General features: G+C 48.6%; 18 protein-coding genes. 1 reads left to right on the top strand and 17 read right to left on the bottom strand.

Features of this window, described 5'->3' with window-relative positions; translation table 11 throughout:
- Positions 1–5: 5 nt before the first annotated feature.
- From atpA to FD09_RS03425, 11 genes are all read right to left on the bottom strand, one after another.
- Positions 6–1586, bottom strand: a complete 1581-nt coding sequence (gene atpA, locus FD09_RS03375; protein WP_057818330.1) for a F0F1 ATP synthase subunit alpha — start codon at positions 1584–1586, stop codon at positions 6–8.
- A 24-nt stretch (positions 1587–1610) separates the two neighbouring features.
- Positions 1611–2159, bottom strand: a complete 549-nt coding sequence (gene atpH / locus FD09_RS03380) for an ATP synthase F1 subunit delta (RefSeq protein ID WP_162261468.1) — start codon at positions 2157–2159, stop codon at positions 1611–1613.
- Entirely contained in the window at positions 2146–2661 is a 516-nt protein-coding gene (gene atpF / locus FD09_RS03385) for a F0F1 ATP synthase subunit B (protein WP_057818334.1), read from the bottom strand. Before atpF ends, atpH begins: the two co-directional genes overlap by 14 nt.
- A 40-nt stretch (positions 2662–2701) precedes the next feature.
- Positions 2702–2914 carry a F0F1 ATP synthase subunit C gene (atpE, locus tag FD09_RS03390; protein WP_057818336.1) on the bottom strand — a complete coding sequence of 71 codons (213 nt, stop codon included), beginning with the start codon at positions 2912–2914 and terminating at the stop codon, positions 2702–2704.
- A 22-nt stretch (positions 2915–2936) separates the two neighbouring features.
- Positions 2937–3647, bottom strand: a complete 711-nt coding sequence (atpB, locus tag FD09_RS03395) for a F0F1 ATP synthase subunit A (protein ID WP_057818338.1) — start codon at positions 3645–3647, stop codon at positions 2937–2939.
- Between the two features lie 210 nt (positions 3648–3857).
- On the bottom strand, positions 3858–4487 hold the full coding sequence (gene upp / locus FD09_RS03400; RefSeq protein ID WP_057818340.1) for a uracil phosphoribosyltransferase: 630 nt from the start codon (positions 4485–4487) through the stop codon (positions 3858–3860).
- Between the two features lie 63 nt (positions 4488–4550).
- Positions 4551–5795, bottom strand: coding sequence for a serine hydroxymethyltransferase (glyA, locus tag FD09_RS03405; RefSeq protein WP_057818342.1), 1245 nt, complete (start codon positions 5793–5795; stop codon positions 4551–4553).
- Positions 5796–5833: 38 nt separating this feature from the next.
- Positions 5834–6844 carry an L-threonylcarbamoyladenylate synthase gene (locus tag FD09_RS03410; RefSeq protein WP_057818344.1) on the bottom strand — a complete coding sequence of 337 codons (1011 nt, stop codon included), beginning with the start codon at positions 6842–6844 and terminating at the stop codon, positions 5834–5836.
- Positions 6844–7743, bottom strand: a complete 900-nt coding sequence (gene prmC / locus FD09_RS03415) for a peptide chain release factor N(5)-glutamine methyltransferase (protein WP_057818346.1) — start codon at positions 7741–7743, stop codon at positions 6844–6846. Before prmC ends, FD09_RS03410 begins: the two co-directional genes overlap by 1 nt.
- Positions 7727–8818: a peptide chain release factor 1 gene (gene prfA / locus FD09_RS03420; protein WP_057818348.1), complete on the bottom strand. Its 1092-nt coding sequence runs from the start codon at positions 8816–8818 to the stop codon at positions 7727–7729. The genes prmC and prfA overlap by 17 nt, the downstream gene beginning before the upstream one ends.
- The gene (locus tag FD09_RS03425) at positions 8811–9413 is read right to left on the bottom strand and encodes a thymidine kinase (protein ID WP_057818350.1); all 603 of its coding nucleotides are present in this window, start codon (positions 9411–9413) and stop codon (positions 8811–8813) included. The genes prfA and FD09_RS03425 overlap by 8 nt, the downstream gene beginning before the upstream one ends.
- Before the next feature lie 549 nt (positions 9414–9962).
- Between FD09_RS03425 and FD09_RS03430 the strand changes: the two genes are divergently transcribed.
- Entirely contained in the window at positions 9963–11318 is a 1356-nt protein-coding gene (locus FD09_RS03430) for a Mur ligase family protein (RefSeq protein ID WP_057818352.1), read from the top strand.
- 58 nt (positions 11319–11376) lie between these two features.
- On the opposite strand, the gene FD09_RS03435 is transcribed toward FD09_RS03430, so the two are convergent.
- The 6 genes from FD09_RS03435 to FD09_RS03460 all read right to left on the bottom strand — a co-directional run bounded on the left by FD09_RS03435 (position 11377) and on the right by FD09_RS03460 (position 18499).
- Complete coding sequence (locus FD09_RS03435) at positions 11377–12378, bottom strand: serine hydrolase domain-containing protein (protein ID WP_057818354.1); 1002 nt, start codon at positions 12376–12378, stop codon at positions 11377–11379.
- Positions 12375–13244: a VOC family protein gene (locus FD09_RS03440; RefSeq protein ID WP_057818356.1), complete on the bottom strand. Its 870-nt coding sequence runs from the start codon at positions 13242–13244 to the stop codon at positions 12375–12377. The genes FD09_RS03435 and FD09_RS03440 overlap by 4 nt, the downstream gene beginning before the upstream one ends.
- A gap of 193 nt (positions 13245–13437) precedes the next feature.
- On the bottom strand, positions 13438–15330 hold the full coding sequence (locus tag FD09_RS03445; RefSeq protein WP_057818358.1) for an ABC transporter ATP-binding protein: 1893 nt from the start codon (positions 15328–15330) through the stop codon (positions 13438–13440).
- The gene (locus tag FD09_RS03450) at positions 15323–17059 is read right to left on the bottom strand and encodes an ABC transporter ATP-binding protein (protein ID WP_057818360.1); all 1737 of its coding nucleotides are present in this window, start codon (positions 17057–17059) and stop codon (positions 15323–15325) included. The genes FD09_RS03445 and FD09_RS03450 overlap by 8 nt, the downstream gene beginning before the upstream one ends.
- Positions 17059–17712, bottom strand: coding sequence for a TetR/AcrR family transcriptional regulator (locus tag FD09_RS03455; RefSeq protein WP_057818362.1), 654 nt, complete (start codon positions 17710–17712; stop codon positions 17059–17061). Before FD09_RS03455 ends, FD09_RS03450 begins: the two co-directional genes overlap by 1 nt.
- A 94-nt stretch (positions 17713–17806) precedes the next feature.
- Positions 17807–18499 carry a histidine phosphatase family protein gene (locus FD09_RS03460; protein ID WP_057818364.1) on the bottom strand — a complete coding sequence of 231 codons (693 nt, stop codon included), beginning with the start codon at positions 18497–18499 and terminating at the stop codon, positions 17807–17809.
- Positions 18500–18569 lie beyond the last annotated feature (70 nt).

The following is an 18569-nucleotide window of genomic DNA, read 5'->3' on the forward strand; positions in this document are numbered from 1 at the left end:
CCCTCCTATTTCGCTTGACTTTGTGTGGTATTACCCTGTTTGCCACCATTCACGGCAGCAGCTTCTTGAGCGGGCGTTTGCTTTTGCGTCGAGAATCCAGCCGCAAAGTCTTTCACGGCCTGCTCCAATGAATCATCCTTCGGCAAATCACCAGTATCTTTGATTTGTTTCAGAACATCCGCATGGGTGCCATCAAAGTAAGCAAACAATTCTGTTTCAAACCGAGTAATATCGTCAACCGGCACAGCATCCAAGTAACCATGAACCAAGGCATACAAAATCAAAACCTGTTTTTCCACTGCTAATGGTTTGTGCAAGCCTTGCTTCAATACCTCCACTGTTCGACGACCACGGTTCAACTTTGCCTGAGTCGCTGCATCCAAGTCAGAACCGAATTGGGTGAATGATTCCAGCTCCCGATAAGAAGCCAAATCTGTCCGCAAAGTTCCGGCAACTTTTTTCATTGCCTTAATCTGTGCCGCACCACCAACCCGAGATACGGAAGCCCCGGCATCAATAGCCGGCCGTGTCCCAGAGAAGAACAGATCACTTTCCAAGAAGATCTGACCATCAGTAATCGAAATTACGTTGGTTGGAATATAAGCAGAGATATCGCCTGCCTGGGTTTCAATGATCGGCAAAGCGGTCATGGAACCGCCGCCCAGCTTATCACTCAGCTTAGCGGACCGTTCCAGTAAACGAGAATGTAAGTAGAAAATGTCCCCCGGATAAGCTTCACGACCAGGTGGACGACGAAGCAGTAAAGAAAGTTCACGGTAAGCAACTGCCTGTTTAGACAGATCGTCAAACACAATGAGCACGTGTTTGCCGTTATACATGAACTCCTCACCCATCGCAGACCCAGAATAGGGTGCGATATAGAGCATTGGGGCAGGTTCAGAAGGACCCGCTTCAACAATAATGGTATAATCCAACGCCCCGTATTTACGTAATGTCTCCACTTGTGCACGAACTGTCGATTGTTTCTGGCCAATCGCGACGTAAATACAGATCATATTTTGACCCTTTTGGTTCAAAATGGTATCGATGGCAATGGATGTTTTACCAGTCTTACGATCACCAATGATCAACTCCCGCTGACCACGGCCAATTGGTACCAAGGCATCAATTGCTTTAAGCCCAGTCTGCAATGGTTCATCAACGGATTGACGTTGCATGACGCCGGGGGCTGGTGATTCAATGGGACGGGTTTTGTCCGTATTGATCGGTCCTTGTCCATCGACTGGTTGACCTAATGGGTTGACCACGCGGCCAATCATGGCATCACCGACCGGTACTTGCATGATTCGGCCGGTCCGCTTGACCCGATCGCCTTCACGAATATTATCAAACTCTCCCAGGATAATGATCCCGACATCGTTTGTTTCCAAGTTCTGGGCGACCCCATAAGAGCCATTGGAAAATTGCAACAGCTCATTACTCATGGCATTTTCCAGTCCGGTCGCACGGGCAATCCCATCACCGACGTAAGTGACAGTACCCACTTCGTCGACTTGCAGATCATCTTGGTAACTCTCTAATTGTTTTTTGATCAGAGCACTGATTTCCTCAGCTTTGATGCTCATTCATTTCACCTCTCTTGCGACCAATCACGAAGTCATTAACGCTTGCTTGAGGTGCGCCAACCGACGCGCCACACTGCCATCTAGGACTTCATCGTGCACCCGTACAACAACTCCGCCGATTAAAGCGGGATCTTGTTGCAAATGCAGATGAACGGCAGTAGCGCCATAACGTTTTGCCAAAGTTTCTTGCAACGCTGTCTGCTGGTCTGTGCTCAATGGTACAACTGACGTCACAAACGCCTCAATAATTCCCTGTTGGGCATCGTAAAAGCGTTCGTACGCCGTCACCACGTCAGGCAGATCAGTCATCCGTTTATAATCAAACATCATTTGCAGCAATGTCTGTATTAATTTGGAAAACGGCTGTTGCAATCCGGTCAGAATTGGTGCCTTCTCTAACGCAGACAATCGATTGTCTGTTAAGATTTGGCCCAAATCCGGCTGTGCGGCAAAGACTTGCGCCAATTCCTGGAGTTCATCCAGAATCTGTGCCGCATTATTTTGCTCATTGGCCACTGCCAATAATGCTTTGGCATAACGCGTGCCCACAGTCTGTCTATCAAGCTTTGCCATGATCATCCAATCCTTTAATATAAGAATTGATCAATTGCTGATGGGCGCTGGCATCCAACTCTTTATTGATCATCTTACTGGCAATTTCCACAGACAAACTGGCAATGTCGTCCTTTGCGTGGGCAAGTGCATCTTGACGGGCCTGAGCGGCATCTTTTTCAGCAGCGGCTTGAGTCGCTGCTGCTGCCGCATGGGCTTGTTTCATTATGGCGTCTTCTTGCGCCGATCCGCGCTTTTGCGCTTCGGCGATAATGGAAACGGCTTGATTCTTAGAATCTGCTAGTGCAGCAGCAGTCTTTTTCTGGTTGTCTTCGGCATCACTGCGCGCCTTTTGGGCATGATCAATGTCACCATTGACCTTATCTTGCCGTTTTTGCATCATGGCGTTAATGGGACCCCAGGCAAAGTGCCCAACAGCCCACATCAATAATGTGAAGAGAACGAGGTAAAGAATCAAGTCGCCAACATATAGGCCACCTGCTAATATTAAATCATTAGCCAATCATACACACTTCCCTTCGTCCAAATTCGTTGCCTTGAAGTTAGACAAAGAGAATAACGAAGGCGACGGCGACAGACAAGATCGGCACGGCTTCAATTAAACCAACACCGATGAACATCAAGGTACGCAGCGTACCAGCAACCTCGGGCTGACGGGAGATGCTTTCCACCGTCCGGGAAATAACTAACCCGTTACCAAAAGATGCAGCCAGGGCAGCTAAGCCCGCAGCGATAGAAGCGGCAATATATTGCATGTAAGTTCCTCCTAGATTATGTTTATTCTGTTTCCAATTTCCGTGACATGTACACCATAGCCAGTGTCACAAAAACATAGGCCTGAATGGATCCGATGAATACGGAGAATCCTTGCCAAATCAGCTCCAAGGGAGCCGCCAGCACAATACTCACAATACCGAAACTCTTCATAACGGAGCCCAGTAAAGTCAACAAAATTTCACCGGCAAAAATATTACCATAGAGCCGGAGAGCCAGCGTCAAGAAGTTCGTGAACTCCTCCAACAAGTTAATTGGCAACAAAAGGGCCATTGGTCGCAGGTAATTATGCAAATACCCGCCAAAACCAAACTTGCGTACAGAGAAGTAATGGGTCAAGACTAAGGCCATGAAGGCCAAAGACATGGTCACCATTGGATCGCTTGTGGGCGACTTGATCCAAGTCGTGCCGCCAACATTGACTTCAATCGCCAAACCCAGTTGATTGGACATCCAAATGAACAAGAACAACACAAAGGCAAATAAACGAAAAGGCTGAGCAGCTTCACCTGGGATCGCACTATGCACGATACCATCGGTGAAGTCGATCAACCATTCTAAAATATTTTGCTTCTTTGTGGGGCGAAACTGGGGTTTACGGGACAGCCAAAATACCAATGCAAAAACTAAGACAGCGGCAACAATACCGGATAAATCATTGGCCAAGTTGAAGCGAATCCCCATAAATTCCACGATCGGATACTTCTCGTTCACGTTGTGACCTCCTTTCTGAAAATGGTGGGTAGAGTCGTGCAAGAAACGTGCACTCTCTCCCGAACACACTTGGAATGATAACACCACTAAGTCTAAAAGACAAAGTGAAAGAAGTGCGGAAAACGGTTGCGAAATGGACAATTACAAGGGATTGTCCAAAAAAATGCGCGCACTAATCAACAATTCATCGCAGTCCTCGCACACATGCGACTACTTGGTACCGAATAACCGATCACCCGCGTCACCCAAGCCTGGCACAATATAGCCATTGTCGTTCAAATGATCATCCAATGCGGCCGCATAGATGTCCACGTCGGGATTTTCAGCCTGGACCGTTTTGACCCCTTCAGGCGCGGCAACTAATACCACCAGGCGCATGTGAGTCGCACCACGCTTCTTTAAAGCCGCAATGGCCATGTTTGCAGAACCACCCGTGGCCAGCATTGGATCAACGATAAACAGCTCCCGTTGATCAATATCTTCCGGCATCTTGACGAAGTATTCATGGGGCTTCAACGTCTTTTCATCCCGATACATCCCAATATGCCCGACCTTGGCGGCTGGTACCAATTCCAAGACACCGTCCACCATGCCCAGACCAGCCCGTAAGATCGGAATGACTGCTAATTTTTTGCCGGCCAATTGTTTCTGGATGGTTTTACCCATCGGCGTTTCGATTTCAACATCCTCCAAAGGCAAATCCCGGGTAATTTCATAGACCATTAACTCAGCAATTTCGTTAGCGACTTCACGAAATTCCTTCGTACCCGTGTGTTTGTCCCGAATGATGGTGAGCTTATGTTGGATCAGCGGATGATTCAACACTGTAAATTTTCCCAATGTGCGATACCTTCCTTTGCATTTTCTTCTATTCTACCATGCTTTGCGCAGCAAAAGACCCGCTTACCGGGTAATTGGGCGGCGATCGGTTAATTCGTACACCTGCTGACGAAGCGTGGCCAATACTGCAGGATCATCATGGTGGTGCAAAGCGTGCACGATAATTTCCGCGACTTCATGACAATCTTTCTCGTCAAAGCCACGGCTAGTGACCGCCGCTGCACCAATTCGCACACCACTGGTCTTAAACGGTCCGAGTTTCTCGCCAGGAATCGTATTTTTATTAAGTGTAATAGCAATACTATCGCATAAGTCTTGCACATCGCGACCGCTCATACCAACGCCTGTCACATCCACCATGAAGAGGTGATTATCCGTACCGCCGGAAACGACCCGTAAATCAGGCTGTTCAGCAAAATAATCGGCCATGACGGCAGTGTTTTTGAGCACCTGTTGGATATACGTCTTGAACTCTGGCTGCAAAGCTTCATTCAACGCAACTGCCTTGGCGGCAATGACATGTTCTAAAGGACCACCCTGGGTACCAGGAAAAACAGCCGAATTGATGGCCCGACCATAGTCTGCCTTAGCTAAAATCAGCCCGCCCCTGGGTCCCCGTAATGTCTTATGGGTCGTCGTGGTCACCACGTCAGCATAAGGTACTGGACTAGGATGCAAGCCAGCCGCAACGAGTCCGGCAATATGCGCCATGTCCACCATTAAATAAGCTCCCACAGAATCCGCAATGGCGCGAAATTTAGAGAAATCAATTGTGCGCGAATAAGCCGATGCGCCCGCGACGATCATCCGCGGCCGAATTTCTTCCGCTAATGACCGGATTGCATCGTAATCAATTCGTTCCGTTTTTGGATCCACACCATAACTATGGAACGCATAAGTCTCACCTGAAAAGTTAACGGGTGAACCATGCGTCAAGTGCCCACCAGCCGACAAATCCATCCCCAAGACCTTGTCCCCGGGTTTCAAAAAGGCACGGTAAGCAGCTTCATTTGCCTGAGAACCAGAGTGCGGTTGAACATTGGCATATTCCGCACCAAACAATTTTTTGGCCCGGTCAATGGCGAGGTTTTCCACAATATCGATGTACTCGCAACCGCCATAAAAACGGTGACCAGGATAACCTTCCGCGTATTTATTAGTGAGTACTGACCCTTGCGCGGCACGCACACCAGTGGAAACGATGTTTTCAGAAGCAATCAACTCGACATTATGCTGTTGACGATCTTCTTCCTGGTGCACTGCTGCCCACAATTCATGATCTTCATTTTCATATGTTGGGGTTGTCATGGCGCTCATCCTCTCAAAATTGATTCATTCCAAACCAGCTAATCGAAATATTGCAACCCCGCGGCTTTTTCCAACCGATTCATGTAGGCTAAGCCCAGACCGTCCGGGGTAAAACCCTGGGCCAAGATGATTTTGATTTCGGGGTTTAGGTCAAAATAACGCAGTCCGGCAAACAGGCGGTGAGTGGCAGACTCGACATCATTTCCCAATGAGTACTGGGATTTAAACCGCACCGTATTTTGCTTCTCCAACACGGCATCAGTGGCCAATAAGCCCACAGGTGCCTTTTCCTCTGCCCAGGCAATCGCTTTGGCAAAATCTGCCGGGTCCCGCACAATAATCACTTGGGCGTTGGGCGCATAATGTTTATACTTCATTCCCGGTGCCTTAGGAATTTCGTTGGCCTTGACCTTATGGCTGTCATTCAACACTTTCCCAATAATCGGTTCAAGATCATGGGCAGAAATTGCCCCTGGCCGTAAAATAACCGGCGGCACCACGGACATGTCCACAATCGTAGATTCTACCCCGACCTTGGTCTGACCATCATCCAGTACAGCTGCAATCTTGCCATCCATGTCGTGGAGGACATGGTCCGCAGTGGTCGGACTGGGTTTACCGGATGTATTCGCACTTGGACCGACAATGGGTACCCCCGCGCGGCTAATGATCTCTCGGGTCAGTTTATCCGCTGGATTGCGGAAAGCGGCTGTGCGTAAGCCCCCTGTCACGGCACTGGGCAATGCATTGGGTTTGATGGGCAAAATGATGGTTAACGGTCCCGGCCAGAAATTATCAAACAGTGCCTGAACTTTTGGCGTAATGCCTGCCGCATACTGGGCCACTTGATCGGGGCCAGAGACGGTGACAATAAGTGGATTATCGCTGGGCCGGCCCTTGGCCGCATACACCTGCTTCACCGCTTCCTCATTCGTGGCATCGGCGCCAAGGCCGTAAACTGTTTCTGTTGGAAAAGCCACCAATTTCCCTGCTTTAATGAATTGGGCTGCTTGATCGACTTCTTCTGGTTTTAATCGTAACGTATTCACTATCTATTTCCTTCTTTTTTGCTCATTGTTGAACTTTTTTGTGTTTGCCAAATGGCTTGGACCATGCGGGGATGGCCGGCCATGTCGCGTCGAAAGTTGGCCTGCCAGTCTGGTGCAGCTAATATCGTTTTTAACGCGGGGGCTTGTTGATAGCCGTACTCCAGAAAAATCCGGCCAGCAGCTGTTAAATGGGCAGGCACTTCCCGAATGAATTGTTCATAAAAAGCCAATCCATCGTGGGGCGCAAACAACGCAATGCTGGGTTCAAATTTTTTGACTGACTGATCCATCACGCCGAGTTCAGACCAGGCCACATACGGCGGATTGCTGATCACGACATCATATTGCTTGTCGCTCACTGGCTGAAACATGTCCCCTGATAAAAAGTGGATACTGTGCGGTGCCAGGATAGCGGCATTCTTTTCTGCCACTGCCAACGCCCGAGGTGAAATATCTGTCGCTGTAACCTGCCAATCCGGTCGTTCGCTGGCCACCGTCACGGCAATCGCACCTGAACCGGTGCCCATATCCAATACCTGCAAAGGTTGTTGCGCCGGTAATGAATCCAACAGCCACGCCACGAGTTCTTCCGTTTCTGGCCGTGGAATCAATACGCCTGGGCCGACTTGGAAAGGACGGCCATAAAACCACGCTTGCCCCACCACATATTGCGCTGGCTCAGCAGCTAACAACCGCTGCGCGTCACTCGCCAGTTGCTGTCGCAAAGGGACTGGAATTAAATTGCGGCCGTGGATGACAAAATCGGTGTGCCGCCAATTATTTCTAGCTAACACCACGTATTCAGCACCGCCATCGTCTAATCCGGCAGCTGCCAACTGTGTCCCGATTTGATCCACCCACTGGGCATAAGTGACTGAGTGTTTACTGGACTCCGGCATTTTGCAGGTTCTCCAGTTTTTGAGCCTGGTCGTGGACGATCAGTGCATCAATAATTTCGTCCAAGTCACCATTCATAATCCGATCCAATTTATTGAGGGTCAGACCAATGCGGTGATCGGTCACTCGGTTTTGCGGATAATTATAAGTTCGAATCCGTTCAGAACGGTCACCGGTACCAACCTTATTCTTTCGGTTTTCATCGTACTTATCCTGATTTTGGGTTTCGTAAAAGTCGTAAACCCGCGAACGCAAAATTTGCATTGCTTTTTCCCGGTTTTGTTGCTGTGAGCGTTGATCCTGCATGGCCACCACAATACCCGTGGGCAAATGGGTCATCCGCACGGCCGAGGAAGTCTTGTTGATATGCTGACCACCGGCACCAGACGACCGATAAACATCCACGCGGATATCCTTGGGATCCAGTTGGAAATCAATTTCGTCATATTCTGGCATGACCGCCACCGTCGCCGTGGATGTATGGACCCGACCAGCAGATTCGGTCACCGGTACCCGCTGAACGCGGTGAGCGCCATTCTCATACTTCAATTTGGAATAGACTCGATCGCCAGTAATCATTACCGCAACTTCTTTATAGCCGCCCACGTCGGTTTTATTCTCATCAACGATTTCGAAGCTCCAACCTTGGCGTTCCGCATACTTTTCATACATACCCAAAAGATCGGCCGCAAACAAACTGGCTTCGTCGCCACCGGCAGCACCGCGAATTTCCATGATGATATTCTTATCGTCATTAGGATCGGCAGGCAGCATCAGGACGAGGATCTCATGCTCTAATGTGTCTTTTTCGGACCGCAAATTGGCCAGATCTTCCTTAGCGAGTTCTTCCAAATCAGAATCCTTAGAATCTGCCAAGACCTCTTCGCTTTCCTCGATGTCGTGCATCACTGTTTTGTAGTGCTTATATTTTTGCACCACATCCCGCATGCTGCCCTCTTCTTTGCTGACGGCCATATAGCGTTTCGTATCCGAAATTACATCTGGATCGGCCATCATTTCTTGAAGCTCATCATAGCGGGCCAAAACGCCCTCCAGCTGAGCAATAATCTTATCCATTTACGTCATCGCTTCCTTCTAATTTATTCAGCGGCGGGTGAAGGTAGTGATGGCGGCACACTGGGTAATAAGACTCGTTGCCGCCAATCATGATTTGTTCTCCTTCATACACTGGCTGTCCATCGTGTACGCGCAGATTCATTGTGGCTTTGTGGTTGCAGAACCAACAAATCGTCTTCATCTCTTCAATTTTATCCGCAAACAGGAGTAAATACTTAGACCCTTCAAATAATTCATTGCGAAAGTCGTTTTTTAACCCAAACGCCATTACCGGAATGCCTAAATCATCCACGACCCGGCAGGCCTGCAGAATTTGATCTCTTTTTAGAAACTGAGCCTCATCAATGAGCACACAAGCGGGCTTAACTGGTTGCGCATCAGCCACTGCAAAAATATTTGTATCATCTAAAATCGGCAATGCCGGTCGGTGCAAACCGATCCGGCTGGCAATCACACCTTCTCCACTACGGGTATCCAAATGACTGGTCATTAAAACTACCGGTTTATTCTGTTCTTCATAATTATGGGCCACCTTCAAAATTTCGATGGACTTACCACTGTTCATTGCGCCGTAACGGAAAAACAATTGGGCCAAAACAGCCACCCCCACTTTCGTCAAGATCTTAATTAGTATAGCGGAAAAAAAAGAGAGAGTGAAGCAGAGGGCAAAGCCGAGCGGTCAGAAGCGTAGAGATAAGGCAGGGGCGGTGAAAAACTCGCACTTAAGTTTTACACCGCCCCTACCTTATCTCATAGCTTCTGCTCGGCTTTGCCCGTNGGTGAAAAACTCGCACTTAAGTTTTACACCGCCCCTACCTTATCTCATAGCTTCTGCTCGGCTTTGCCCGTTTACAACGAGTTAAGAACGGGCGCAAACCCTAAAGTTTTATTGGTCACTGCATTTGTCTGTCCCTGGGATGGCCCAGGCGTATACGGTTCAAGGCGGTCTCACATAAACGGGCGGAGCCGACCAGGGGCTAGGGCAGAAGGCAGGGCAGGCAAAAAATCTAAAACCGGGTTTTCTGCCTGCCCTGCCTTCTGCCTACGCCCCTAACCGGCCGGCTCCGCCCTCTCGCTGTGCTTCCACCTTCATCTATGCTAAAATTTATCAAGAAATCAGTTCACAAAGGATGGGTGTCGACGGATGAGTATTCGGGAGCAATTGGCAATTACAGCAGGAAAAAGTGTGTACTGGTTTTTACATACCTTTCGCAATGGCGGCAGTTCCTTTCCAGGTCAGCTGGTAGAACGTATGGCGCCCAATGCCTTAAGTGCTCTTGGCAAACGGTATGACACCATTATTATTACCGGAACCAATGGCAAGACATTAACCACCGCATTGACGGTGAAGGCGCTTGGTCAAGGCTACCAAAATATCTTGACCAACCCTACCGGCTCAAACATGACCCAAGGTATTGTCGCAGCCTTCTTAGCAAAGCCGCAACCAGCTCGGGGACAAAAAGGATTGGCCGTTTTAGAAGTTGATGAAGCTAATGTGGAGCGGGTGGCTATTCAGTTGCATCCCAAGATGTTTGTCCTCACCAATATTTTCCGGGATCAAATGGACCGGTACGGTGAAATATATACCACGTACGAAAAAATCTTGGCTGGTATTCGCCGGTGTCCAGACGCCACCATCGTGGCCAATGGTGACGCCCCAATCTTTAATTCAAAAAAATTGCCAAATCCAAAGGTGTATTACGGTTTCAACTTGCCCGATCAAGGTGACATCCGGGCAGACGTCAATACAGATGGTGTTTTATGTCCAGTATGCGATCACATTCTTCACTATCACTTCAATACCTACGCAAATCTAGGTAATTACTTTTGCCCGAATTGCGGATTTCACCGTCCCGCTCTCAAATACACCGTGAACAAAGTGGACACATTGTTACCAACGGAATCTCAATTCGATCTGGATGGACATTCGGCCACGATTCACATTGGCGGCATGTATAACATCTATAACACTTTGGCGGCCTATACCGTCGCTCGTGAATTCGGTATCGCTGGTCCAGCGATCGTCAATGCCTTAGCGGGTGACGAAACTGTCTTTGGCCGGCAAGAAGTGATTACCATGGGCGGTAAAACAGTGACGATAATCCTTGTTAAAAATCCGGTGGGTTTGAATCAAGTCTTGACCATGATTGGCAATGATCCTCAATCATATTCGCTCGCGGTATTGCTCAATTCAAATTATGCTGATGGTATTGATACCAGTTGGATTTGGGATGGTCGCTTTGAAGACTTGGATTACCCAAAGATTCCCGCGATTATCACCGGTGGCCATCGGTACAAAGACATTTCACTGCGCCTGCAAGTGGCCGGTGTACCCGCTGAACGGATGCAAACTGCCGAGAATGTAGTGGATGTCATCCCTTTGATCAAGCAAATCCCCAACGATCGCATCTATGTGTTGGCCACTTATACTGCCATGTTGGAATTGCGTAAAGCATTAGCCGATCAGAATTATGTGAGCCAGCAATTGGTGAATGAATAACCTCGATATGGACAAAAACGACTCTACCATACGGATTGCGTATTGGTAGAGTCGTTTTTTAAGTCCGATCACATTCCGCCAACCACGTATTCACGATCCGTTCGCGGTTAATCAAGAAGCGGTCATTGTGACCGTTGGGATAGATTCGATTAGTGAGCACAATCAAGCCCTGCTGATGCTGGCGGTCTAACGCCATAAACGTCCCTGTGAACCCAGTGTGAAACAGGACCGGCGTACCATGTGGCGTTGTCTTTAAATCCCAGCCCAGAGATCGATGACCATGACGCGGCGCCCAATCGTGCCACAACGTCTGTAACCTCGTCTGAGTGACCGGCGCTGCCACTGGCGCCCACTGACCTAAATACCACTGACCAAAGCGTATGAGGGTCGCCAGATCACTGAAAAGACCTGCAGAGCCGCTGTGGGGGCCTAGAATACGGCTCTTAGGATCATGCACAACCCCTGCGAAGTTGGTTTTCGTCGACACATCGTACAAAGTAGGGACAGCTTGGTCAGGTTGAAATGTTGCACCTGCCAAACCAAGGGGACCCAATACGCGATCGGTAATTAAATCATGAATCGCTGCGCCATACAATTTTTCCAACACAAAACCAGTCAACAATAAATTCGTGTCGCTATATATTGGCCACCCTGCAAAAGCTTCAGTAACCGGCAACCGCAGCAGCGCCTCCTTTAACGCCGGTGCAGGCAATTCGTTGCGGTGGGGAATGTAGCCTGCAATACCGGAAGTATGGGTCAAGAGATGGCGGAAGGTCACTCGATGATCCGTCATGGTCGGTAAAAAGTCTGCCAACGCACTATCCGGTGTGAGTAATCCCTGGTCCACTGCCTGCAAAAACACTGTCAGCGTCCCCACTACTTTGGTCAGTGATGCTAAATCAAACTGAGCCGTGGGCGCAAGGGGCGCTGGTATCGGCCACAGCGCGGAATATCCATTAATCTGGCTAGACACTGTCGCTGGGCCGATATACGCATAGGCACAACCGGGCACAATCCGAGCCGTTGTTAAGCGATTAATCAATGCCTGACTCTGTCTCATGCCAGTGAAAACCAGAGGTTAATACCATTGGGATCTGTCACCTGGAGATAATGAAACTGGGCGTTATAATCAAAGTCCGAAAATCCTTGCGCAGCCAAATTGGTTTGCAATAAGTCCATGGCACTTTCGTTTGGTAATACCAAATTGACAAAGTCGAGCCCATAATTATTGAACGCTGGCCTAGCCAGCTGCCCGCTATCGGCCAAATTCACGCCAATATGATGATGATAATCGCCAGCGGCCAGAAACAGCTGCTTGGGATCAGCATCGTCATTGATTGAGAAACCAAGTCCCTTTTCGTAAAAATTTGCCGTTTCTTTCAAATTGTTTACGCGCAACTGGACATGGCCAATATTGACCCCCGCGGGTGCCTCTGAGTATTTACCATCCTGGTGGTTCAACACATTGTCTAAAGGAATCTTCACGGTGCGTTCGCTGTGCCAGTCGACAGCATTAATATTACGCCACTCTGCCGCCGATTTATCATAAGCAAATTCCACACCGTTGCCCTCTGGATCATGAATGATAAACGTTTGCGAATAGGCATTTTCATACACGCCGTCAATGGCAATACCATTATCGACCATGTGCTGCAAAGCAGAACCCAACGTATTGCGATCCGGCAGCAGAATGGCAAAGTGTTCCAATCCTGCTGTAGCTTCCTTGGGCTTTTCACCCGCAATTTTGTGCAATGTCACCAATACTTCTTGATTCTGCCGAGCGCCCAGGTACGCGGCCTCTTCTGAACGTTTTAACAATGCCAAACCTGCAATCTGTGAATAGAAATCCAACATTGCTTGCAGATCTTTGACCTTCAAGGCCACGAAGCCGATTCGTGTTTCATCGGCAATATTATAACCGGACATCGATCCCAATCCCTTCTCGATTCGTAGTCTGTGTTAATTGTGAGCGAACCAGCGTTAAAATTCAAGCATGCCGGCTTGAATCTCATTCTTCTTGATGTTTTCTAAGGACAAAAATTGAGCCGCCGACTCACCATGACTGCAGAATTACCGTAATCAAGGTGAACTAGCGACTCAGTGTTGTCATAAATGTAATTTAGTCTGGTTGGGCCATGGCCAAATTACCAGAGAATTGACTGTTATACAAATCCGCATAGAAACCATTTTCTGCTAACAGGCTCTGATGGGTCCCAGTTTCCACGACATCACCGTGGTTCATCACGATGATGTTGTCAGCGTCTTGAATGGTCGACAGCCGGTGGGCTACCACGAAGCTGGTCCGACCCTTAAGCAGCCGTTCCATCGCGTGTTGAATATGCAATTCTGTCCGCGTATCCACCGAACTGGTCGCTTCATCCAAAATTAGAATGTCCGGGTCAGCCACAAATGCCCGGGCAATCGTCAACAGCTGCCGTTGTCCCTGCGAAATATTTGAAGCTTCCTCATTCAAAACAGTGGCATAGCCATTGGGTAACTGACGAATAAAACCGTCCGCATGGGCCGCTGTGGCCGCTGCATAAATTTCGTCATCCGTGGCATTTTCTCGCCCATAGCGCAAATTATCCATGATTGAACCCGTAAATAACCAGGTATCCTGAAGCACCATGGCAAAGTGCGCCCGTAAATCTGACCGTTTGATATCCCGAGTATCAGTACCCGCCAAGCGGATCGAACCGCCGCTGATATCATAGAAGCGCTCCAACAAGTTGATGATCGTCGTTTTCCCTGCACCGGTGGGCCCTACGATGGCGACCATTTGACCCGTATATACATCCAAATTGAAATCGCTCATCAACTGCGGCTTTCCGACATAGCCAAATTGAACATGTTCCAAGGCAATTTTGCGTTTGTCATCGGGAATCGGTGCGACATTCGAGTGCGTTTCAGTCATTTCTGGTTCATCGAGCACTTCAAAAATCCGCTCTGCTGACGCAATTGTTGCTTGAATGGTATTAGCGAGGTTGGCAAGTTGTGAAATCGGTTGGGAGAATTGTTGGGTATACTGCAAGAAGGCTTGCACATCCCCTAAGCTGACCTGCCCGTTCGCTACCCGCACGCCCCCGAAAATGGCGACAAAGACGTAACCCAAGTTATTCACGAAAGTCATTAAGGGCATGATGATCCCCGAAATCATTTGAGCTTTCCAAGAAGAGTCGTACAATTTCTTGTTTTCGACTTCAAACTGGGTAATACTCTTATCTTCGTGGTTGAAGGACTTGTTAACGATATGACCACTATAATTTTCTTCAATTTGATCATTCAATAAACCCAAAGACTTTTGTTGAGCCGCGAAGAACTTCTGTGACCGGGGGGCCACAATACCAACAACAATCAGACTCAACGGAATGGTTAAAACGGCAATCCCCGTTAGTAACCAGCTGATGGAAGCCATCATCCATAACGTCCCGATAAACATGACGGTACTGGTAATGGCCTGGGTAATATTTTGCTGCAAAGTGCCGGCAATATTATCCATATCGTTGATAGCCCGAGACATGATGTCCCCATTGGGATGTGTATCATAATATTGGACTGGCACCCGGGCCATCTTATCCTTTAGATCGCGCCTTAACCGATAAACCGTGTCCTGGGATACCTGGGTCATGATAAACTGCTGCAGAAAGCTGAATAGGGCTGCTGCCAGGTAAAGAAGCACCACCGTCATAATAATTTGTTGAATCTTACCGAAGTCAATCGGGAATTGATTCACTGTGATTCCCGCTTTTTGTTCAGCGGTCCCTTTCATGACCCCTTTGAAGATTTCAGTTGTGGCTTCCCCTAAGATTTTGGGCGTCCGCACTTGGAAAATTTGGGATACCACCGCCAAAATAATTACCGCTGAAAAGGCAATGGCGTGGGGTTTCATATAACCCATTAAGCGCCGAGTCGTGCCCCAGAAATTCTTTGGCTTGACCTTGACACCCATTCCGCGCATTGGCCCCCGCGGACCCGCATTTACCGGTCGGCGACTCGTTTTATTATCACTCATGGTGTGTCTCCCCCTTTCGAATTTGCGACGAGACAATTTCTTGGTACGTCTTATTATTCGCCAATAATTCTTGGTGGGTGCCGCGACCAACCATCTTACCGCTATCTAATACAATAATCGTGTCCGCATCGGCCACAGTGGATACCCGCTGCCCAACGATGACCACGACGCTTTGCTGCATTTGAGTATCATGATGCAAAGCAGCCCGTAAATTTGCGTCCGTTTTGAAGTCCAAAGCAGAGAAAGAATCGTCGAATACGTAAATGCTGGCTGGCTTTACCAGTGCCCGGGCAATTGCCAAACGCTGCTTTTGACCACCGGAGAAGTTATTCCCGCCCTGTTCAACAACGGCGTCCAGACCGGCGGATAAGCCTTTCACAAATTCTGTGGCTTGGGCAATATCCAAAGCGTGCCAAATCTGTTCATCGGTGGCCTGTTCATTACCATACAGCATATTTGAACGAATGGTGCCGCGGAATAGAACTGATTTTTGCGGTACGAAAGCGACGTGCCGGTGGAGATCCGATAGATCCCAAGAACGCACATCCGTGCCGTTCACATCGACATCCCCCTTTTCCACATCATAGAAGCGGGAGATAAGATTCACCAAGGTGGTCTTACCGGAACCAGTACCCCCGATGATCGCTACCGTCTGGCCAGTGGCGGCATGGAAGTCGACACCGGTTAATGCTGGATTCTCAGCTTGGGCATAACGGAATTGGACATTGTTAAAATCCAAAGACGCTGTCGCTGATTTTTGCTCTTTGGTTTGGGTTGGCGAAGTCAATGTTGTCTTGGCATCCAATACCTGATTGATCCGTGTCGCGGACGCTTGGGCCCGGGGAACAAAGAAGAACACCATGGCGAGCATCATGAAACTCATCAGAATTTGCATCGCGTATGTAATGAAGGCAATCATATTACCAGTTTCCATAGACTGGGACGCAATCCGTTGGGCTCCAAACCACACAATGCCGATGTTAGTCCCGGACATAATCAGTGTCACCAATGGGAAGAGGACCGCTATGATGGAGAAAACGCGCCGGGCATTCTGGGTATAGTCCTTGTTGGCGACATCGAACCGGTTTTGCTCAAACGCATCCCGCCGAAACGCCCGAATGACCCGGACCCCAGTAAGACCTTCTCGAAAAATCAGGTTTAACCGGTCGGTTTTCGTCTGCATTTTTTTGAACAACGGTACAGCAAAAAACATTGTTCCGCCCATCACGATGACCAATACTGGGATAACGACTAAGAAAATACGGGTCAGATAGGCATCTTTAGAATAGGCCAAAAAACTAGCCCCGACCAATGTGATTGGTGCCATGATCATCATCCGCAGCATCATCATGGTGACGTTTTGAATCTGTACGACATCGTTGGTCGTCCGCGTAATTAATGAACTCGTCCCAATCTGATCGAACTGATCGTTGGAGTAGTACAGCACTTTATGATACAAATCGCTGCGCAGTTTTTGACCTAATTGTTGCGACGCCCGGGACGCCAAAAAGACGTTCCCCGTAGCCGACAAAACGGCCACCAGGGTCACCAGTAACATGCGCATACCAGTTTGCCAGATATAATTCACATCACCGTTGGCAATACCCTTGTTCACGATGTCTGCCGTCAAGTTAGGCAAGAATAAATTGGCCACCACTTGTCCCGTCATGAACAGGATTGCGCCCAAGATGGCCCAAATGGACATCCTGGATTTCATTAACTTGATCATTAACTTTCCTCCTGCGTTTCTTTTTCAACACCGAACTGCAGCCAATCAAACATCAGCAGCATGTTTTGGCGATACTGTTCAGCCACCAGTTCATCATTTTTACCGGCCGTCTCGTTAAAGTAGTTCGCGACGTTTTGAGCGAAAACACCAAAAAGCATGTAAAGTAGTGTCCGCAGCTGGGTATCATTGGACACATTCAGGCGTGACACATCCACCATTTCTGCCCATTGCGTGCGCGGGTGGCCCTCAGCCTTGTAGGCCCTAGCCCATTCTTTATTGACTTGGGCAGTACCGCGATAACTGAAATTGAGGAAGAGCGTGCGATAAAACGCCCGGTGTTTGCCGCGACTGACATCACGAAAGCCAGCTTGTGCCAGCTCCCGCACTGTCGCAAATAGGTCGCCCTGATGACGCCGCAAGGTACCCGTCGAATTGGCCACCCATTGTTCTCGCATCTGCGTCAGTAGGTAAAAATAAAGGTCTCTTTTATCAGCAAAATACTGATAAAAACTGCCTCGAGAAATTTTCGCCAACCGGACAATTTCACTCACGGAGGCGTCTTCCAGACTGGCCCGAGAAAAAACAGAAAAGCCCGCTTCGATTAACCGTTGACGCTTCATCTCAGGTAAATTAAAAAACGTTTGGGTGGGCACGGCCGCTTTCCTCCTCCATTATCACATTATCGAATAAAAATGACACACTGTCATATGACAATGTGTCATTTTTATAGCCTCTTCACAGGAAAAATCAATCCGTAATCGTATTGGTTTCCTTCAATATGTTTGTTAAATCACGGGTACTGGTCAGATTCACCGCCAATACTGTCGGTACACCATCTTCCACATCGACTAGGCTCACGCTGGTATTGTCCAGCAAGTGGCCATTGATCACTGAGCGATCCAATCCATACAGATAGTTACTCAACGATAAACCAGAAGAGACGATCAAAATATTACCGTCTTCGTTTTGGTCACAGATGTGCTGCATTGTAGTCGTCATTCGCTGCTGCAACGTCCGATAATCCTCCGCTTGATCGGTTGAATCTAGTGCAGCAAAGGAATTCGTCATTGCCATGATATTACCGTCACCCGCATACAAATTGCGCGCGGTCCGCAAACCATAGCGCCGCACAATTTCGATAAACACTCGACGCATCGGTTGTCCTTCCAGCGCCCCGAAGTACATCTCCCGTAAACCTGTGTTCACATGCAGTGTCGTTTCCGGATGTTTTTGCAAAATCAGGCGGGCGGTGACTTGCTGACGTTCTAAGTCGCTGGCATATGCTGCGGCAAAGTCCACTTTACGCAGCATATGGCTCAACTGCCGGGCTGATTTCATCCCCTCCGCAGTTAACGGCGAATCAATCCAGCCTTGCAGTTTGTCTGCCACATTCAATTCTGTTTGGCCATGACGGACCAGGAACAGCAATTGTTTGGTCATATTTGGGTCACCCTTCTCTTCGAACCTCTTGATACTGCATTTTAACATATTTCAAGCCGCCACAAATTTT

The organism is Schleiferilactobacillus perolens DSM 12744 (assembly GCF_001435585.1).
In the GTDB taxonomy this organism is placed as follows: domain Bacteria; phylum Bacillota; class Bacilli; order Lactobacillales; family Lactobacillaceae; genus Schleiferilactobacillus; species Schleiferilactobacillus perolens.